The following is an 18,276-nucleotide window of genomic DNA, read 5'->3' on the forward strand; positions in this document are numbered from 1 at the left end:
ACCGGAGTGCGACACTCCGGATTCTAGAGCATGATGCCAAAAAGCGGAGACCGGTTCTTGGGCAAGACCATGCTCACGGCAAAGACTTGGAACGGGGCGATGCCTCGACGAAGAACCACCCCGCTATGAGGCCTCTCAGGCCTCGGCGGCCAGGCGCTGGGCCTTCTCGACCGCCTGCTCGATGGTGCCGACCATGTAGAAGGCCGCCTCGGGCAGATGGTCGTACTTGCCTTCGACCAGCCCCTTGAAGCCCTTGATGGTGTCTTCGAGCGAGACCAGCTGGCCGGGCGAGCCGGTGAACACCTCGGCCACATGGAACGGCTGGCTGAGGAAGCGCTCGATCTTGCGGGCGCGGGCAACCGTCAGCTTGTCGTCCTCGGACAGTTCGTCCATGCCCAGGATTGCGATGATGTCTTGGAGCGACTTGTACTTCTGAAGCACCTGCTGCACCGAGCGGGCGATGGCGTAGTGCTCCTCGCCGACGATGAGTGGCGACAGCATGCGCGAGGTCGAGTCGAGCGGATCTACCGCCGGGTAGATGCCCTTCTCGGCGATCGAGCGCGACAGCGTGGTCGTGGCGTCCAGGTGGGCGAACGACGTTGCCGGCGCCGGGTCGGTCAGGTCGTCGGCCGGCACGTAGATGGCCTGCACGGACGTGATCGAACCCTTGTTGGTGGTGGTGATGCGCTCCTGCAGCGCGCCCATGTCGGTGGCCAGCGTCGGCTGATAGCCCACCGCCGACGGAATGCGGCCGAGCAGCGCCGACATTTCCGAGCCCGCCTGTGTGAAGCGGAAGATGTTGTCGACGAAGAACAGCACGTCCTGGCCCTGGTCGCGGAAGTTCTCGGCGACCGTCAGGCCGGTCAGCGCGACGCGCGCGCGGGCACCCGGCGGCTCGTTCATCTGGCCGAACACCAGGGCGCACTTGGAGCCCTTCGTCGAGCCGTTGTTCTCGTGCGGATCGACGTTGACCTTCGACTCGATCATCTCATGATAAAGGTCGTTGCCCTCGCGCGTGCGCTCGCCGACGCCGGCGAACACCGAGTAGCCGCCGTGGGCCTTGGCGATGTTGTTGATCAGCTCCTGGATCAGCACGGTCTTGCCGACGCCGGCGCCGCCGAACAGGCCGATCTTGCCGCCGCGGGCGTAGGGGGCCAGCAGGTCGACGACCTTGATGCCAGTGACCAGGATCTGCGCTTCCGTGGACTGCTCGGTGTAGGCGGGTGCATCCTGGTGAATGCCACGCAGGCTCTCGGCCTCGATCGGCCCGGCCTCGTCCACCGGCTCGCCGATGACGTTCATGATGCGCCCGAGAGTGCCCGGGCCCACCGGCACCTGAATCGGCTTGCCGGTATCGGCCACTTCCTGGCCGCGCACGAGACCCTCGGAGATGTCCATGGCGATGCAGCGGACGGTGCTCTCGCCGAGCTGCTGCGCCACTTCGAGCACCAGGCGATTGCCCTGGTTGGTGGTCTCGAGCGCGTTCAGGATCTCGGGCAGGTGCCCATCGAACTGCACGTCGACGATGGCGCCGATGACCTGCGTGATGCGTCCGTTGGTGTTGGGTGAAAGTCCGTTGGCCATGGAAGCTCCCGTCCGACCCCGTCCGGGTCTCGCCGTTAGATGATGTCGAGCGACACCGGCATGTTGCCGCGCGTCGCGTTGGAATAGGGGCAGACCTGGTGCGCCGCATCGACGAGCGCCTTGGCCTCGTCGGTCGGCACGCCCGGGATGTGCACCTTGAGCGCCGCTTCGAGCTGGAAGCCGCCGCCCGCCTTGGGCCCGATGCCGATCTGCGCCGTCACCTTGGCCTTGCTCACGTCCACCTTCTTGGCGCGTGCCACGAACAGCAGCGCCGAGTTGAAGCAGGCGGCGTAGCCGAGCGCGAACAGTTGCTCGGGGTTGCTGCCGTTGCCGGCCCCGCCCATCTCCTTGGGGATGGCGAAGGCGAGCGCCAGCCCGCCCTCGGTGAGTGCGGCGCGGCCATCCCGGCCGCCTTCCGCCGTTGCCGTCGTCGTGTATGCCGCCGTCATCACGAACCTCCGCGCTCGAGGATATCCCCAAAGAGTCGAGTCCGGTTTTTGGAGAAGATCGGGCTCAAATCAAGTCCTGAGAGCAACATGACGCGAAGAGACGTCAGCCGGGGCTAGAGTGCCTCGGCACCGGAGATGATCTCGATCAGTTCCTTCGTGATCATCGCCTGGCGCGTCCGGTTGTAGAGCAGCGTCTGCTTGCGGATCATGTCGCCCGCGTTGCGGGTGGCATTGTCCATGGCGCTCATCTGGGCGCCGTAGAAGGAGGCGTTGTTCTCGAGCAGCGCATGGAGGATCTGCACGGCGACATTGCGCGGCAGCAGGCTCTCCAGGATCTCCTCCTCGCTCGGCTCGTATTCGTACACGGCACCGCCGAGGCTCGCGCTGGCCCCGTTGCCGCCCTCCGGCACCTCCGCCGGGATGACCTGCTGGGCTGTGGGGACCTGCTGGATGACAGAGCCGAAGTGCGAGAAGAACAAGGTGGCGACGTCGAAGGCGCCTTCCTCGTACATGCGCAGCACCTTGTGGGCGATGTCCTCGGCCGTATCGAAGCTGATGGTCTTGACGCTGCGCAGCTCGATGCGCTCGACGATGTCCGTCTCGAACTGGCGGCGCAGCGCGTCGTAGCCCTTCTTGCCGACGAGGAAGAATTTTACCGTCTTGCCCTGCGCCTTGAGCGCGAGGGCGCGTTCACGCGCCAGGCGCACGATGGCGGAGTTGAAGGCGCCGGCGAGGCCGCGCTCGCCCGTGCAGACGATGAGCAGATGGGTCTGGTCGGAGCCGGTGCCGGCGAGCAGGCGCGGCGCCCCGGGCTGGCCGGCGACGCCCTGCGCCAGGTTGCCGAGCACCTGGCCCATGCGCTCGGCGAACGGCCGGGCCTGCTCGGCGGCCTGCTGGGCGCGCCGCAGCTTCGCCGCGGCCACCATCTGCATGGCCTTGGTGATCTTCTGCGTCGCCTTGACCGAGGCGATGCGATTGCGAAGGTCTTTCAAGCTCGGCATTCAGGGCCCCTGTCCGTCCCGGACGCGCCCGACCAGTCCGCCGTGGGGGTCGGGACGGCGAAGGCACGGGCCATCGGCCCGCGCCTGACGACTGCACGCCTCAGGCGAACGTCTTGGTGAACTCGTCGACGACGCTCTTCAGCTTGCCGGCGACGTCGTCGTTCAGGTCCTTCGAGCTGCGGATCGCCTCCAGGATCTCCGGATGACGGGCCCGCAGGGCGCCGAGCAGGCCGCTCTCGTAGTCCTTCACGCGCTCGGCCGGCAGCGCATCGAGGTAGCCGTTCACGCCCGCGTAGATCACCGCCACCTGCTCTTCCATCTTGAGCGGCGAGAACTGCGGCTGCTTGAGCAGCTCGGTCAGTCGCGCGCCGCGATTGAGCAAGCGCTGGGTGGTGGCGTCGAGGTCCGAGCCGAACTGGGCGAAGGCGGCCATCTCGCGATACTGGGCGAGCTCGCCCTTGATCTTGCCGGCGACCTTCTTCATCGCCTTGGTCTGGGCCGAGGAGCCGACGCGCGACACCGAGAGGCCGACGTTTACGGCCGGGCGGATGCCCTGGAAGAACAAGTCGGTCTCCAGGAAGATCTGGCCGTCGGTGATCGAGATCACGTTGGTCGGAATGTAGGCCGAAACGTCGTTGGCCTGGGTCTCGATGACCGGCAGCGCCGTCAGCGAGCCCGCCCCGTGATCGTCGTTCATCTTGGCCGCGCGCTCGAGCAGGCGCGAGTGCAGGTAGAACACGTCGCCCGGGTAGGCTTCACGGCCCGGCGGGCGGCGCAGCAGCAGCGACATCTGGCGGTAGGCGACGGCCTGCTTCGACAGGTCGTCGTAGATGATGACCGCGTGCATGCCGTTGTCGCGGAAGAACTCGCCCATGGCGCAGCCGGAGAACGGCGCCAGGAACTGCATGGGGGCCGGATCGGACGCCGTCGCGGCGACGACGATCGAGTATTCCAGCGCGCCGTTCTCCTCCAGCACCTTCACGAACTGGGCGACGGTGGAGCGCTTCTGGCCGATGGCGACGTAGACGCAGTAGAGCTTCTGCTTCTCGTCGTCGCCCTGGTTCAGCGGCTTCTGGTTGAGGATGGTGTCGAGCGCGATCGCAGTCTTGCCGGTCTGGCGGTCGCCAATGATCAGCTCACGCTGGCCACGGCCGATCGGGATCAGCGAGTCGATAGCCTTGAGGCCGGTGGCCATCGGCTCGTGCACCGACTTGCGCGGGATGATGCCCGGCGCCTTGACGTCGACGCGGCGGCGCTCGGTCGCGGCGATCGGGCCCTTGCCGTCGATCGGGTTGCCCAGCGCGTCGACGACGCGGCCGAGCAGGCCCTTGCCGACCGGCACGTCGACAATATCGCCGGTGCGCTTGACCGTCTGGCCCTCGGCGATCTCACGGTCGGAGCCGAACACGACGACGCCGACGTTGTCGAGCTCGAGGTTGAGGGCCATGCCCCGCACGCCCGACTCGAACTCCACCATCTCGCCGGCCTGGACCTGATCCAGCCCGAAGCAGCGAGCAATGCCGTCGCCGACGGACAGCACCTGCCCGACTTCCGTGACATCCGCTTCCTGGCCGAAGTTCTTGATCTGCTCCTTCAGGATGGCGGAAATTTCTGCGGCCCGAATGTCCATCAGCCGACCTCTTTCATCGCAAGGCGGATTGAATTGAGTTTGGTGCGGAGGCTGGCATCCATCATGCGGCTGCCGAGCTTGACGATGAGCCCGCCGATGATCGACGGGTCGACCTTGACGTCGAGCACCACTTTGTCGCCGGCCACGCCCTTGAGCGCCGCCTTGATGTCGTCGACGACCCGCGGCGACGGCGCCTCCGCGACGGTGACCTCGGCATGCACCAGGCCACGCTTGGTGGCCACCATCGCCTTGTAGGCAGAGATCATCTGCTGCACGGCGAACAGGCGGCGCTTGCTGGCGACGAGCTTGAGGAAGTTGGCGGCAAGGCCGCCGATTCCGGCTTTGTCGAGGATCGCCTTGATCGCGCCCAACTGCTGCTCGGAACTGAAGACCGGGCTGCGGACGAGGCGCGCGAGATCTGGGCTCTCGGCGATCAGCGCATTGAACCGGTCGAGATCGCGCTCCACCTGATCGATGGCGCCGGGGCCGGACTCATCCGCGGTCTCCAGCAGCGCTGACGCGAAACGGTTGGCGACCCCTGATACAGGACCGGACGAGGAAGTTTTGTCGGACACCTCGGCGTCTCACGTTGAGCCTCGCCAGTCGCGCAGACACCACCGGGTGCAATGCGCCAAGTCTTGCGAGCACAGGGTTTAGGGAGCAGGGCGGCAGCCGCCACCCATTGGCGGCTCCCTAGCATGGTGATGGGGGGTGCGCAACCAGCGCAGCCCACGGCAAAGTCGCGAAACGGTCACAGTCGCGCCACGTTGCGGCGCGCCGCGGGCCGGCGTCACAATTCCCCTTACCGCCCGGCGCGCCCCTGAGCGTCGAGGCGCGCCGGGCGGCGGCAAATTCCGCGCGCATGCTGCGTTTGGCCGCAGCGCGCCGCCCACCGCCGCTCGGTTCAGAAGAAGCTCTGCGGGTCGACGTCGACGGTAACGCGGATGCGCTGCGGCGGCCGCGGTGCCCCGGCGAGCGCCGCACGCAGGAAGCCCTGCATGTCGGTGGCCCGCGCCGTCTTCACCAGGATTCGGAAGCGGTGGAGGCCGCGCAGCAGCGCCAGCGGCGCCTCGGCCGGGCCGAGCACCACAACGTCGTCAGGAAAGCCTGCGACGGCCTGGGCGGCGCGGACCAGGGCGCGGGCGTGCGCCTCGGCCTCGCCGCGATCGGGTGCCGCGACGATCAGCGAGGCCAGCCGGCCGAACGGCGGCAGCCCCGCGGCGCGGCGCGCCGCCGTCTCTTCGGCGTAGAAGCGCTCGGCCTCGCCCGAGACCAGGGCGGCGATGACCGGATGCTCGGGTTGATAGGTCTGCAGCAACGCCCGCCCGGCCCTGGCGCCGCGGCCGGCCCGGCCGGTCACCTGCTGGAGCAGCTGGAAGGTGCGCTCGCTGCCGCGCGGATCGCCGCTGGTGAGCCCGACGTCGGCGTCCACGACGCCGACCAGCGTCAGGTGCGGGAAGTTGTGGCCCTTGGCCACGAGCTGGGTACCGACGACGATGGGAAATTCGCCCGCCGCAACGGCCGCCAGCTCGTGCCGCAGGCGCTCGGTGCCGCCGGGAAAATCGCTGGAGAGAACGACGGAACGGGCCTGCGGGAACAGCTCGGCCACCTCTTCGGCGAGCCGTTCCACTCCGGGCCCGGCCGGCACCAGCGTGTCGGCCGCGGCGCAGGCTGGGCAGCTGTCCGGACGACGCTCGGCGTGACCGCAATGGTGGCAGACCAGCGCCCGGCGGAAGCGGTGCTCCACCAGCCAGGCCGAGCAGTTCGGGCATTGGAAGCGATGGCCGCAGCGCCGGCAGAGCGTGAGCGGCGCGTAGCCGCGGCGGTTGAGGAAGAACAGCACCTGCTCGCCGCGCTCCAGCGTCGCCTGGGCGGCCTCGACCAGTACCGGCGACAGCCAATGTCCGCGCGCCGGCGGGTCGCGGCGCAGGTCGATGGTGGTCACCGCCGGCAGGGCGCGCTGGCCGAAACGCTCCGGCAGCAGCAGCCGGGCGAAGCGGCTGCGCTCCGCATTGACGCGGGTCTCGATGGACGGCGTCGCCGACGCCAGCACGACCGGGAAGCCCTCGATGCGGCCGCGCACGATGGCCATGTCGCGGGCGTGATAATGCACCCCGTCCTCCTGCTTGTAGGCGGCCTCGTGCTCCTCGTCGACGACGAGGGCCCCCAGGCGGTCAAAAGGCAGGAACAGGGCCGAGCGGGCGCCGACCACCACGGAAATCGCGCCGCTCGCCACGCCGGCGTGGATGCGCTCGCGGCGGCGCCCGCCGACGCCGGAGTGCCACTCGGCCGGCGGCGTCCCGAAGCGCGCCGCGAAGCGGCTCAGGAACTGGCCGGTGAGCGCGATCTCCGGCATCAGGATGAGCGCCTGGCGGCCGGCCTGCAGGGCCGCCGCCACCGCCTCGAAATAGACGTCGGTCTTGCCCGAGCCGGTGACGCCCTCGAGCAGGGTGACGCCGAAGCCGCCGGCGGCCACGGATCGGCGCAGCGCCGCCGCGGCCTCCTGCTGCGCGACCGACAGCGCGGTGGGGGCGAAGTCGGGATCGGGGAGGGGCGTCGTCTCTGGCGTCAGCACCACCGGCTCCAAGGAGCCTTCGTCGACGAGGCCGTCGATCACCGCGGCGCTGACGGCGGCCGCCTCGGCGAGCTGGCGCTTGATATGGGGGAGGCCGCCCTCTGCCGCGGCGAGCACCCGCCGGCGCGCCGGCGTGAGGCGCCGTGGCAGCCGCCCGGTCGCCCGCACGCCGAGCCGCAGCGGCTCCGGCCCGCCGCGGCCGGGGTCGCGTAGCGCCAGCCGCAGCACCATGCCGCGCGGGGCCAGGGTGTAGCGAGCGATCCAGTCGAGCAGTTCGCGCAGCGCCGGCGGCAGCGCCGGCGCATCGAAGCAGCCGCTCACCGCCTTGAGGTTGGCGCCGTCACCGGCGCGCAGGTTCCAGACGACGCCGAGCGTCTCGCGCGGGCCGAGTGGCACCTGCACCACGTCGCCGGGCGCCAGCGCCAGGCCAGGCGGCACCCGGTAGGAGTAGGCGGTGTCGAGCGCGAGCGGCACCAGCACGTCGGCGATCGCGCCAGCCGGCGCGGCCGCGGTGCGGCCCGCCTCGTCGGGTCGGTCTAGTCGCTGCATCATCGGGCGGCAGATAACATCGATTCGGGGCTCTGCGAGCCCGGGTGACGATCCACCGTCGCAACGTCATGGTTCGGGCTTGACCCGACCACCCACCGACGCGGCAGACTTCAGCCCGCAAGGGCTGGACGCATGGTAGCGTTTCCAGTGAGATGGCTGGCCGGGTCATGCCTGGCCATGACGCTGGGGAGCGACGCGCTCAAAAGCGAGCAAGCCGGAACGTCACCCCCTATTAAGCCTTGCGCCGCACAATGGCACCATGACCCAGGCCGATCTCGCCCAGGCGTTCCAGCGCTGGCTCGACCATCTCGCCACGGTGCGCCGGCTGTCGCCGCTGACGCTGGAGGCCTACAGCCGGGACCTGCGCCAATTCTTCGCCTTCCTCACCCTGCACCAGGGCGCGCCGCCGTCGCTCGCCGTTCTCATCGGGCTGAAGCCGCTTGACGTGCGCGCCTTCCTGGCCGCGCGGCGCCGCGACGGCATCGACGGCCGCTCGCTCATGCGCCAGCTTGCGGCGCTGCGCTCCTTCGCCCGCTTCTGCGAGCGCGAGGGGCTCGGCGTGGCGAGCGCCATCGCCGCGGTGCGCGGCCCCAAGCTGGCGCGCAACCTGCCGCGGCCGGTCTCGGCCGCAGCCGCCAGGGCGGTGAGCACAAGCGAGACGCGCGCCGGCGAGGACCGGCCGTCCTGGGTGCTGGCACGCGATGCCGCCGTGCTGTCGCTGCTCTACGGCGCGGGGCTACGCCTCGGCGAGGCGCTATCGATCCGACGGCGCGATGCACCGCTGCCGGGCACCGACAGCCTCACTGTCACCGGCAAAGGCAACAAGACGCGCAGCGTGCCGATCCTGCCCCAGGTCGCCGCCCGGGTCGGCGACTATGTCGCCCAATGCCCCTGGCCGCTGCCGGCCGACGGGCCGCTGTTCGTGGGCGCCCGCGGCGGCCCACTATCGCCGCGCATCATCCAGCTCGCCATGGAGACCTTGCGCGGCGCCCTCGGCCTGCCCGACAGCGCCACCCCGCATGCGCTCCGCCACTCCTTTGCCACGCACCTCCTGGGCAAGGGCGCCGACCTGCGCAGCGTGCAGGAGCTGCTCGGCCATGCCTCGCTGTCGACGACCCAGGGCTACACCAAGATCGACGCCGCGCGCCTGCTCAAGGCCTACGACGAGGCGCACCCGCGCGCCATCGCGCCGTCTTGAGCGATGGTCGGGCTCGACCCGACCATCCGCTGGCCAACTTAAGAGTTGCGCACCGAGGCGGCACGGGCGCGCTTGCGCAGCAGCGACCAGCGGCGGGCGAAGCGGCCGCTGTCGAGGCGCAGGGCGCGGACCATCGCGGCGAGCTGGCGCTTGACCGGCTCGACCTGGGCGTGAGCCCAGTCCTTGAGCCGGATCACCCAGGCGTAGAGGCGCGCGAACCAGGCGATGCTGAGCAGCTTCGGCTTCACCAGGTCGAACAAGAAGACGCTCAGACCGAGCGCCAGGATTTGTGCGACCGCGAAGATTATCACTGCGGTGATGAGCCGCCCCTCGGCGAGGTGCCAGAGGGCGAGCAGCTTCATCGGCTCCACCAGCGCCAGCGGCACGGCGAACAGCACCAGCGCCGCGTAGGGCGGCAGGTGGCGTACCGCCTCCTCGAGCGCACGCCGCACCCGCTGCCAGGGCACGACGCGCCCGATCCAGGCGAACACCGGTTGGAGGTGGTCCCAGAACCAGGCCTCGATCAGGAAGAGGACCGCGAGCAGGAACCACAGCGGCTTGAGCAGACGGCGCATCGTTGACCTCGGCACCACGCGCGCGGCCTGGTCGACGCGGCGGGCGGCCGCTCAGATGTGGATCGCCCGCTTGTCGACGGCAAGGGCCGCCTCCTTCACGGCTTCCGACATGGTCGGATGCGCGTGGGTGGAGCGGGCGAGGTCCTCAGACGAGCCGCGGAACTCCATCAGCACGACAGCCTCGTGGATCATCTCGCCGGCCTGGGCGCCGACGATGTGGACGCCGAGCACCCGGTCCGTCTCCTTGTCCGCCAGCACCTTGACGAAGCCCTCGGTGGTACGGTTGGCGCGGGCGCGGCCGTTGGCGGTGAACGGGAAGCGGCCGACGTTGTAGGCGATGCCGGCTTCCTTCAGCTCCTCTTCGGAGCGGCCGACGGAGGCGATCTCCGGATAGGTGTAGACCACGGCGGGGATGGCCTCGTAGTTCACGTGGCCCGCCTTGCCGGCGATGATCTCGGCCACCGCCATGCCCTCGTCCTCGCCCTTGTGGGCCAGCATCGGCCCGGCGACGACGTCGCCGATGGCATAGATGCCGGGCACGCTGGTGCGGTAGTGCGCGTCGGTCTCGACCCGCCCGCGCCCATCGAGCTTGACGCCGGCCTCCTCCAGGCCGAGCCCAGCGGTGAAGGGCCGCCGGCCGATGGCGAGCAGCACGATGTCCGCCGTGATGGTCTCGGCCGCGCCGCCGGCGGCGGGCTCGACAGTCAGCGTCACGCCCGTGTCGGTGGGCGCCGCGCCGGTGACCTTCGACGACAGGCGGAAGCTCATGCCCTGCTTCTGGAACAGGCGCAGGCTCTGCTTGGCGACCTCGGCGTCCATGCCGGGCAGGATGCGGTCGAGGAACTCGATCACCTCCACCTCGGCGCCGAGACGGCGCCACACCGAGCCGAGCTCCAGGCCGATGACACCGGCGCCGATCACCACCAGCTTGCCCGGCACCTTGTCGAGCTCGAGCGCGCCGGTGGACGATACGATCCGCTTTTCGTCGATGGCGACGCCCTTGAGCGGGGTCACCTCCGAACCGGTGGCGATGACGATCGCCTTGCCCTCGATGGTGGTCTTGGTGCCGTCCTCCGCCGTCACCTCGACGCTGCCCGGCCCGGTGAGCCGGCCCGTGCCGATGTGGCTGTCGATCTTGTTCTTCTTGAACAGGAAGGCGACGCCGTTGACGTTGGCCGCCACCGTCTCGGCCCGGTGGGCCATCATCTGCTTGAGGTCCAGCTTCGGCGTACCGACGCCGATGCCGAAGGCGGCAAAGCCGTGGCCCGCTTCCTCGAACAGCTCGGAGGCATGCAGCAGCGCCTTCGACGGGATGCAGCCGATGTTGAGGCAGGTGCCGCCGAAGGTCTTCTCCTTTTCGACCACGGCGGTCTTGAGCCCGAGCTGGGCCGCGCGGATGGCGCATACGTAGCCGGCCGGCCCGGAGCCGATGACGATGAGGTCGTAGGACATGCAGGGTTGTTCCTAAGCAAGTTTCGGGGTGCCCCGCGGTTTTCCGGCGGAACCCTGCGGCACACGGCAAATCTGAACGGATCGGTCAGGACGGAAGCGGCGCGTTGAATTCCCAGACGTGGCCGAAGGGATCGCGCAGGCGCCCGTAGCGCGCGCCCCAGGGCGCATCGCAAGCGGGCATGACGACGGTGGCCCCCGCAGTCTCGGCCCGCGCGATTGCGGCGTCGACGTCGGCCGGCTGCGCCACGGCGATGGCGACGGCCATGCTGGCTCCGCCCAGGCTCGGCGGCGAGAGCACGTCGCGGCCGAACTCCGGAAGCTCGTCGTTGAGCATCACCTCGCCGCCGAACAGCTGCAGGCTCGCGTGCAGGACGCGCTTGCCATCGTCGGCGAGCTGTTGGAACACGCAGGTAGCACCGAAGGCCTTCTCATAGAAGGCGATCGCGTCAGTGCCGCCCTTCACGCAGATATGCGCCTGGATGGGCGGGGCATGGGGACCGGCGGCCATGGCAGTTCCTCTCCTCTAGCTCCAGGTGGGAAGGTCGACCCCCTTGCGTCAAGCCCGCGCGAGCATCAGCCGACCGCCCGCTGCACCGCGAGCCTGATGCCCAGGCCGACGAGCAGCGCGCCGGTGACCCGGTTGAACCAGCGCCCGAGCCGGTGCAGTCGCTCGCGCACCGCGCGGCCGGTGAAGAAGAAGGCGACCAGGGTGAACCAGCCCACGAGCAGGACCGCCATCGACACCGCGTAGCCCGCCTGCACGGCCAGCGGCGTCGTGGCGCTGACCAGCGTGGTGAACAGCGCGAGGAAGAACAGGACGGCCTTGGGGTTGAGCGCGTTGGTGAGGAAGCCGAGGCCGAAGCTGCGGGCATCCGGGAGCCCGCGCGTGGCCGGTGCCTCCGCGCTCTCCGGTGGCGGCTCGCCGGGCGCTGGCGCCCGCCACGTCTTGATACCGACATAGACGAGATAGCCGGCGCCCACCCACTTCAGGATGCTGAAGGCGATGAGCGAATGCGCGACGAGGAAGCCGAGCCCGGCCAGCGTGTAGGCGGCGTGAACGAGCAGCGCGGCACCGACGCCGAGGCTGGTCATGATACCGGCGCGGCGACCGTGCACGACGCTCTGGCGTACCACCATGGCGAAGCCCGGCCCCGGCGCCACGGCGGCAAGGCCGAACACCGACATCAGCGTCAGGTACTCCACCAGCGTGCTTGCCATTGGCCCGCTCCCCGCGTCGTGGCCCGGCCGCTCCGGCCGTCCCCTAACTCAGGCACGACAACCGGCCCGTCCTGTCGGACTTGCATGTCCTCGTGCCGATGGATGGCCGGGTCAAGCCCTTGCCGGTCGAGAGCGCGCCGCAGCCCGCCCGCCGTCAGAGGTCCAGCACCAGGCGCGCCGGATCCTCCAAATTCTCCTTGATGCGGACCAGGAAGGTCACCGCCTCCTTGCCGTCGACGATGCGGTGGTCATAGCTGACGGCGAGATACATCATCGGCCGCGCCACGATCTGCCCCTTCACCACCACCGGCCGCTGCTCGATGCGGTGCATGCCGAGGATGGCCGACTGCGGCGCATTGAGGATCGGCGTCGACAGCAGCGAGCCGTAGATGCCGCCGTTGGAGATGGTGAAGGTGCCGCCCTGCATCTCCTCGATCTTGAGCTGGCCGTCGCGGGCCCGCTTGCCGAACTCGGCGATCGACTTCTCGACCTCGGCGATCGACATCCGGTCGGCATCGCGCACCACCGGCACCACCAGGCCCCGGTCGGTGCCGACGGCGACCCCGATGTGGTAGTAGTTCTTGTAGATGATGTCGGTGCCGTCGATCTCGGCGTTGACCGAGGGCACGTCCTTGAGGGCCTGCACGCAGGCCTTCACGAAGAAGCCCATGAAGCCGAGCTTGACGCCGTGCTTCTTCTCGAAGGCATCCTTGTACTGGCTGCGCAGATCCATGACGCCGCTCATGTCGACGTCGTTGAACGTCGTCAGCATGGCGGCATTCGACTGCGCTTCCTTGAGCCGGCGCGCGATGGTCTGGCGCAGCTTGGTCATGCGCACCCGCTCTTCGCGGGCGCCGTCGTCGGCCGGCGAGGGCGCCCGCGCCTGCACCGGTGCCTCGGCGGGCTTGGCCGCCGCGGCACCGATGCGCGCCACCGCGTCCAGCATGTCGCCCTTGGTGACCCGGCCGTCCTTGCCGGTGCCGCCGACACCAGCCGGATCGACGCCGCTCTCGACGGCGATGCGCTGCACCGCCGGGCCGCTGTCGGCCGCCGTGCGCGGCTTGATCTCCTCGGCACCGCCCAGCACGGCGCCAGTCTTGTCGCCGGTCGCGCCCGGCTTGCCGGTCACGGCGGCCGGGCCTCCCGCCTGGGCCACGGCCGGTTCCGCCGGCTTCTCGGCCACCTTGTCCGCGCTCTTTTCCGTCGCTTTGGCCGCCTTGGGCTCGGGCTTGGCGTCAGCCTTGGCCGCGCCGTTGCCCTCGCCGATCGAGCCGAGCAGGGCGCCCACTTCGACCGTGTCGCCGTCCTTGGCGACGATCTCGGACAGCACGCCGCTCGACGGCGCGTTGACCTCCAGCGTGACCTTGTCGGTCTCCAGCTCGACGAGCGGCTCGTCCGCCTTCACCGGGTCGCCGGCCTTCTTGAACCAGCGGCCGATGGTGGCCTCGGTCACCGATTCGCCTAGGGTCGGAACACGGATTTCGGTCGCCATGGTGATGTGCCCTTACGGGCCCCCTTCGCATCGGAAATGTCGGCGGCGGTCGCCCGCCTTGAGCTGTCGGAAGCGAACGGGCGGCGCGGATCCGATGGATCCGATGCCCTCCCGATCGCCGCTTTTGACCGCCGGCCGCCGCAGCCGCCGCCGGCGATAAATTGGCTAGACGAGCGCCTCTGCACGGTGACGCTGGCCGATGGCATCGACTGCGCCCGCCCACGCCCTCGCCCCGCAAGCGGGGCGAGGAAGGGGCCTCACGCCGCGAAGGCGTCGTCCATGAAGGCCTGGAGCTGGGCCAGATGCTTCGACATCTGGCCCACGGCGGGCGACGCCGCCGCCGGCCGACCGACATAGCGCGGCCGCTTGATCTTGGCGTCCCGGTGCTCGAGCACCCAGTCGAGGTAGGGCTGCACGAAGGTCCAGGCACCCATGTTGCGCGGCTCCTCCTGGCACCAGATCAGATCGGCGTTCGGGAAGCGCGACACCTCGTTGGCGATCGACTTGACCGGGAACGGATAGAGCTGCTCGACGCGCAGCAGGTAGACGTCGTCGATGCCGCGCTTCTCGCGCTCCTCCAGGAGGTCGTAGTAGACCTTGCCGGTGCACAGGATGAGGCGGCGGATCTTGTCGTCGCGCACCAGCTTGACGGCGCTGGCCTCGGGGTTGCGTTGGGCGTCGTCGTAGAGCACCCGGTGGAAGGTGGTTCCTTCCGCCAGCTCCGACAGCGTCGAGACGCAGCGCTTGTGCCGCAGCAGCGACTTGGGCGTCATCAGCACCAGCGGCTTGCGGAAGTCCCGCTTCATTTGCCGACGCAGGATGTGGAAGTAGCTGGCTGGCGTCGAGCAGTTGGCGACCTGCATGTTGTCTTCGGCGCACGACTGCAGATAACGCTCCAGGCGCGCCGAGGAATGCTCCGGCCCCTGGCCCTCGTAGCCGTGCGGCAGCAGCATCACCAGACCGGACATGCGCAGCCACTTGCGCTCGCCTGATGAGATGAACTGGTCGACGACCACCTGGGCACCGTTGGCGAAGTCGCCGAACTGGGCCTCCCACAGGGTGAGCGCGTTGGGCTCGGCCAGGGAGAAGCCGTACTCGAAGCCGAGCACCGCTTCTTCCGAGAGCATTGAGTTGATGACCTCGTAGCGCGCCTGGCCATCACGGATGTGGTTGAGCGGCTTGTAGCGGCGATCCGTCTCCTGGTCGTGGAGGACGGAATGGCGCTGCGAGAAGGTGCCGCGCTCCACGTCCTGGCCCGACAACCGAATCGGATGGCCTTCCAGCATCAGCGAGCCGAACGCCAGCGCCTCCGCCGTCGCCCAATCGAGCCCTTCGCCGGTCTCGATCATCTTGCGGCGCGTATCCATGAAGCGCTGGATGGTGCGATGGGCGGTGAAGCCCTTCGGCAACCGCGTCAGACGGTCGCCGATCTCCTTCAGCGTCTCGGCGGCGACGCCGGTCTGGCCGCGACGCGGATCGTCGCTGTCCTCGCGCACCGCCTTCATGCCGGACCAGCGCCCGTCGAGCCAGTCGGCCTTGTTGGGCTTGTAGTCCTGGGCGACCTCGAACTCGGCATCGAGGTGGGCGCGCCATTCGGCCCGGCGCTCCTCCACCTGTTCCTCGGTGACGATGCCTTCGGCCACCAGCTTCTTGGCGTAGATCTCGAGCGTCGAGGGATGCTGGCGGATCTTGCGGTACATCACCGGTTGGGTGAACGCCGGCTCGTCGCCCTCGTTGTGGCCGAAGCGGCGGTAGCAGAACATGTCGATGACGACGGGCTTGTGGAAGCGCTGCCGGAACTCGGTCGCCACCTTGGCGGCGAACACCACCGCCTCCGGGTCGTCGCCGTTGCAGTGGAACACCGGCGCTTCCACCATCTTCGCCACATCCGACGGGTAGGGCGAGGAGCGCGAGAAGCGCGGGTTGGTGGTGAAGCCGATCTGGTTGTTGATGATGAAGTGCACCGAGCCGCCGGTGCGGTGGCCCTTCAGCCCGGACAGGCCGAAGCACTCCGCCACCACGCCCTGGCCGGCGAAGGCCGCATCGCCGTGGATGAGGAGCGGCATCACCGTGGTGCGATCGACCGAGTCGCCCATCAGGTCCTGCTTGGCACGCACCTTGCCCAGCACCACGGGATCGACGATCTCCAGGTGGGAGGGGTTGGCGGTCAGCGACAGGTGCACCTCGTTGCCGTCGAACACCCGGTCGGACGAGGCGCCCAGGTGGTACTTCACGTCGCCGGAGCCCTCGACGTCATCGGGCTTCGAGGAGCCGCCCTTGAATTCGTTGAAGATGGCGCGATGCGGCTTGCCCATGACCTGGGCGAGCACGTTCAGGCGGCCCCGGTGCGCCATGCCGAGCGCGATGTCGCGTACGCCCAGGGCGCCGCCGCGCTTGATGATCTGCTCCAGCGCCGGGATGATCGCCTCGCCGCCGTCGAGGCCGAAGCGCTTGGTGCCGGTGTATTTGATGTCGATGAACTTCTCGAAGCCTTCCGCCTCGATCAGCTTGTTGAGGATGGCGCGCTTGCCCTGGTCGGTGAAGGTGACCTCCTTGTCCGGGCCTTCGATGCGCTCCTGGATCCACGCCTTCTCGACCGGATCGGAGATGTGCATGAACTCGAAGCCGAGCGTCTGGCAATAGGTGCGCTCGAGGATGGTCAGCATCTCCCGCACGCTCGCGAACTCGAGGCCGAGCACGTTGTCGATGAAGATCTTGCGATCGTAGTCGGCCTCGTCGAAGCCGTAGGACGAAGGGTGCAGCTCGATGTGGTCGCCGCGCGGCTGGAGATGCAGCGGGTCGAGGTCGGCGTGCAGGTGGCCGCGCATGCGGTAGGCGCGGATCATCATGATGGCGCGCACGCTGTCGCGCGTCGCCTGGGCCACCTGGCTGTCCGTCAGGTCGACGCCGCTGCCCTGGGCCTGGCGCTTGATCTTGTCGCCGATGGGGCTTTCGGCCGGCCAGTTGCCGTCCAGCGCGGCCACCAGTTCGCCGTTGGCGGCGACCGGCCAGTTCGGCTTCGTCCAGGAGGCGCCCTTTGCGTTCTTGGCGACGAGGGCGGGCTCGTCCTTCAGCGCGGCGAAGAACGTCTGCCACTCGGCGTCGACCGACCGCGGGTCTCGCTCGTAGCGGGCCTGGAGCTGCTCGAGGTAGGCCGCATTGCCGCCGTACAGGAAGGCGGTGTCGGCGAAAAGCGCGTTGGCGTCCTGGCGTGCCATCAGTCATGTCCCTGCCGGAACCGGCGCCCGCTCGTCGCAATCGCGGGCGCCGCTAGAAAGGCTTCGTCGAGCCTCGTCCCTCGGCCCTCCGGTGGGCTCCGGGTCGAGCGGACCTGCTGGTCCGCGGTCGTTCACATGGGCGCAGATCGCGGCATCCGTGCGGTGTGCCGGAGCGCTTCCGCGCCACGAAGTCGCCGGTACGGCGATGAGCCGTGCCGGCCCGTCCGCCGCGCCGCGGCCGGAGCATTCGCCATGGGATGAACACCATCCAACGGCCGAAGAATGCTCCAGCTGCTTGAATCTGGAGCGCTTCTTTGGCGATTGGGCGAGCCCGCCCCATCGCCGAGCGCTCCGGGAGCACTCGCCAGGACAACGATCCTGGCGTCGGCACCTGCAGCAGAGAGCGGCGAACCGCCACTATATGTGCATGGCGGCCAAAGCTCGCCACCATCAGCCCTTGAGCACCTCGACCAGCGTCGTGCCGAGCCGGGCCGGCGACGGCGACACGCGGATGCCCGCGGCCTCCATGGCGGCGATCTTGTCCTCGGCCCCGCCCTTGCCGCCGGAGATGATGGCGCCCGCGTGGCCCATGCGGCGGCCGGGAGGCGCGGTGCGGCCGGCGATGAAGCCGACCATGGGCTTCTTGCGGCCGCGCTTGGCTTCGTCCTTGAGGAACTGCGCCGCCTCCTCCTCGGCCGAGCCGCCGATCTCGCCGATCATGACGATCGACTTGGTCTGCGGGTCCGCCAGGAACAGCTCCAGCACGTCGATGAACTCGGTGCCCTTCACCGGATCGCCGCCGATCCCCACGGCCGAGGTCTGGCCCAGGCCCTCGTTGGTGGTCTGGAACACGGCCTCGTAGGTCAGCGTGCCGGAGCGCGAGACGATGCCGACGCTGCCGGGCTTGAAGATGTTGGCCGGCATGATGCCGATCTTCGATTCGCCCGCGGTGACGACGCCCGGGCAGTTCGGCCCGATGAGGCGCGACTTGGAGCCCGAGAGCGAGCGCTTGACCCGCACCATGTCGAGGACCGGGATGCCCTCGGTGATGCAGACGATCAGCGGGATCTCGGCGTCGATCGCCTCGCAGATGGCGTCGGCTGCGCCCGGCGGCGGCACGTAGACGACCGTGGCGTCAGCGCCGGTGGCGTCGCGGGCCTCGGCCACCGTGTCAAACACCGGCAGGCCGAGGTGGGTGGCGCCGCCCTTACCGGGCGAGGTGCCGCCGACCATCTTGGTGCCGTAGGCGATCGCCTGCTCGGAGTGGAAGGTGCCATTCTTGCCGGTGAAGCCCTGGCAGATGACCTTGGTGTTCTTGTCGATCAGAATGGACAT

General features: G+C 69.2%; 14 protein-coding genes. 1 reads left to right on the forward strand and 13 read right to left on the reverse strand.

The window, feature by feature from the left end; genetic code table 11:
• Positions 1-135: 135 nt before the first annotated feature.
• From atpD to IEW34_RS03870, 6 genes are all read right to left on the reverse strand, one after another.
• Complete coding sequence (gene atpD, locus IEW34_RS03845) at positions 136-1,584, reverse strand: F0F1 ATP synthase subunit beta (RefSeq protein ID WP_188607761.1); 1,449 nt, start codon at positions 1,582-1,584, stop codon at positions 136-138.
• A 35-nt stretch (positions 1,585-1,619) separates the two neighbouring features.
• Positions 1,620-2,033: an organic hydroperoxide resistance protein gene (locus IEW34_RS03850; RefSeq protein WP_188607762.1), complete on the reverse strand. Its 414-nt coding sequence runs from the start codon at positions 2,031-2,033 to the stop codon at positions 1,620-1,622.
• Between the two features lie 113 nt (positions 2,034-2,146).
• Positions 2,147-3,034 carry a F0F1 ATP synthase subunit gamma gene (locus IEW34_RS03855; RefSeq protein ID WP_188607763.1) on the reverse strand — a complete coding sequence of 296 codons (888 nt, stop codon included), beginning with the start codon at positions 3,032-3,034 and terminating at the stop codon, positions 2,147-2,149.
• A 100-nt stretch (positions 3,035-3,134) separates the two neighbouring features.
• Positions 3,135-4,664 carry a F0F1 ATP synthase subunit alpha gene (gene atpA / locus IEW34_RS03860; protein ID WP_188607764.1) on the reverse strand — a complete coding sequence of 510 codons (1,530 nt, stop codon included), beginning with the start codon at positions 4,662-4,664 and terminating at the stop codon, positions 3,135-3,137.
• Complete coding sequence (locus IEW34_RS03865) at positions 4,664-5,239, reverse strand: F0F1 ATP synthase subunit delta (RefSeq protein WP_188607765.1); 576 nt, start codon at positions 5,237-5,239, stop codon at positions 4,664-4,666. The genes atpA and IEW34_RS03865 overlap by 1 nt, the downstream gene beginning before the upstream one ends.
• Positions 5,240-5,568: 329 nt before the next feature.
• Positions 5,569-7,788, reverse strand: a complete 2,220-nt coding sequence (locus IEW34_RS03870) for a primosomal protein N' (RefSeq protein WP_188607982.1) — start codon at positions 7,786-7,788, stop codon at positions 5,569-5,571.
• Between the two features lie 259 nt (positions 7,789-8,047).
• On the opposite strand from IEW34_RS03870, the gene IEW34_RS03875 reads away from it, so the two are divergent.
• Positions 8,048-8,986, forward strand: coding sequence for a tyrosine recombinase XerC (locus IEW34_RS03875; protein WP_188607766.1), 939 nt, complete (start codon positions 8,048-8,050; stop codon positions 8,984-8,986).
• Between the two features lie 38 nt (positions 8,987-9,024).
• On the opposite strand, the gene IEW34_RS03880 is transcribed toward IEW34_RS03875, so the two are convergent.
• The 7 genes from IEW34_RS03880 to sucD all read right to left on the reverse strand — a co-directional run bounded on the left by IEW34_RS03880 (position 9,025) and on the right by sucD (position 18,276).
• Positions 9,025-9,561, reverse strand: coding sequence for a hypothetical protein (locus tag IEW34_RS03880; RefSeq protein WP_188607767.1), 537 nt, complete (start codon positions 9,559-9,561; stop codon positions 9,025-9,027).
• 51 nt (positions 9,562-9,612) lie between these two features.
• The gene (gene lpdA / locus IEW34_RS03885) at positions 9,613-11,013 is read right to left on the reverse strand and encodes a dihydrolipoyl dehydrogenase (RefSeq protein ID WP_188607768.1); all 1,401 of its coding nucleotides are present in this window, start codon (positions 11,011-11,013) and stop codon (positions 9,613-9,615) included.
• Positions 11,014-11,098: 85 nt separating this feature from the next.
• Positions 11,099-11,521 (reverse strand): VOC family protein, encoded by a 423-nt coding sequence (locus tag IEW34_RS03890; protein ID WP_188607769.1) that lies wholly within the window; start codon positions 11,519-11,521, stop codon positions 11,099-11,101.
• 65 nt (positions 11,522-11,586) lie between these two features.
• Complete coding sequence (locus IEW34_RS03895; RefSeq protein WP_188607770.1) at positions 11,587-12,231, reverse strand: LysE family transporter; 645 nt, start codon at positions 12,229-12,231, stop codon at positions 11,587-11,589.
• 154 nt (positions 12,232-12,385) lie between these two features.
• Positions 12,386-13,723: a 2-oxoglutarate dehydrogenase complex dihydrolipoyllysine-residue succinyltransferase gene (odhB, locus tag IEW34_RS03900; RefSeq protein WP_188607771.1), complete on the reverse strand. Its 1,338-nt coding sequence runs from the start codon at positions 13,721-13,723 to the stop codon at positions 12,386-12,388.
• A 257-nt stretch (positions 13,724-13,980) separates the two neighbouring features.
• Positions 13,981-16,941, reverse strand: a complete 2,961-nt coding sequence (locus IEW34_RS03905) for a 2-oxoglutarate dehydrogenase E1 component (protein ID WP_188607772.1) — start codon at positions 16,939-16,941, stop codon at positions 13,981-13,983.
• A 450-nt stretch (positions 16,942-17,391) separates the two neighbouring features.
• Entirely contained in the window at positions 17,392-18,276 is an 885-nt protein-coding gene (sucD, locus tag IEW34_RS03910) for a succinate--CoA ligase subunit alpha (protein ID WP_188607773.1), read from the reverse strand.

The organism is Chelatococcus reniformis (assembly GCF_014640075.1).
In the GTDB taxonomy this organism is placed as follows: Bacteria; Pseudomonadota; Alphaproteobacteria; order Rhizobiales; family Beijerinckiaceae; genus Camelimonas; species Camelimonas reniformis.

Bases quoted from the DNA above. Each gene is read 5' to 3' on its own strand.
- IEW34_RS03875 (WP_188607766.1), top strand. From the start codon at position 8,048: ATGACCCAGGCCGATCTCGCCCAGGCGTTCCAGCGCTGGCTCGACCAT.
- IEW34_RS03905 (WP_188607772.1), bottom strand. From the start codon at position 16,941: ATGGCACGCCAGGACGCCAACGCGCTTTTCGCCGACACCGCCTTCCTG.
- IEW34_RS03870 (WP_188607982.1), bottom strand. From the start codon at position 7,788: ATGCAGCGACTAGACCGACCCGACGAGGCGGGCCGCACCGCGGCCGCG.
- atpD (WP_188607761.1), bottom strand. From the start codon at position 1,584: ATGGCCAACGGACTTTCACCCAACACCAACGGACGCATCACGCAGGTC.
- odhB (WP_188607771.1), bottom strand. From the start codon at position 13,723: ATGGCGACCGAAATCCGTGTTCCGACCCTAGGCGAATCGGTGACCGAG.
- IEW34_RS03890 (WP_188607769.1), bottom strand. From the start codon at position 11,521: ATGGCCGCCGGTCCCCATGCCCCGCCCATCCAGGCGCATATCTGCGTG.
- IEW34_RS03855 (WP_188607763.1), bottom strand. From the start codon at position 3,034: ATGCCGAGCTTGAAAGACCTTCGCAATCGCATCGCCTCGGTCAAGGCG.
- lpdA (WP_188607768.1), bottom strand. From the start codon at position 11,013: ATGTCCTACGACCTCATCGTCATCGGCTCCGGGCCGGCCGGCTACGTA.
- atpA (WP_188607764.1), bottom strand. From the start codon at position 4,664: ATGGACATTCGGGCCGCAGAAATTTCCGCCATCCTGAAGGAGCAGATC.
- sucD (WP_188607773.1), bottom strand. From the start codon at position 18,276: ATGTCCATTCTGATCGACAAGAACACCAAGGTCATCTGCCAGGGCTTC.
- IEW34_RS03880 (WP_188607767.1), bottom strand. From the start codon at position 9,561: ATGCGCCGTCTGCTCAAGCCGCTGTGGTTCCTGCTCGCGGTCCTCTTC.
- IEW34_RS03850 (WP_188607762.1), bottom strand. From the start codon at position 2,033: ATGACGGCGGCATACACGACGACGGCAACGGCGGAAGGCGGCCGGGAT.
- IEW34_RS03895 (WP_188607770.1), bottom strand. From the start codon at position 12,231: ATGGCAAGCACGCTGGTGGAGTACCTGACGCTGATGTCGGTGTTCGGC.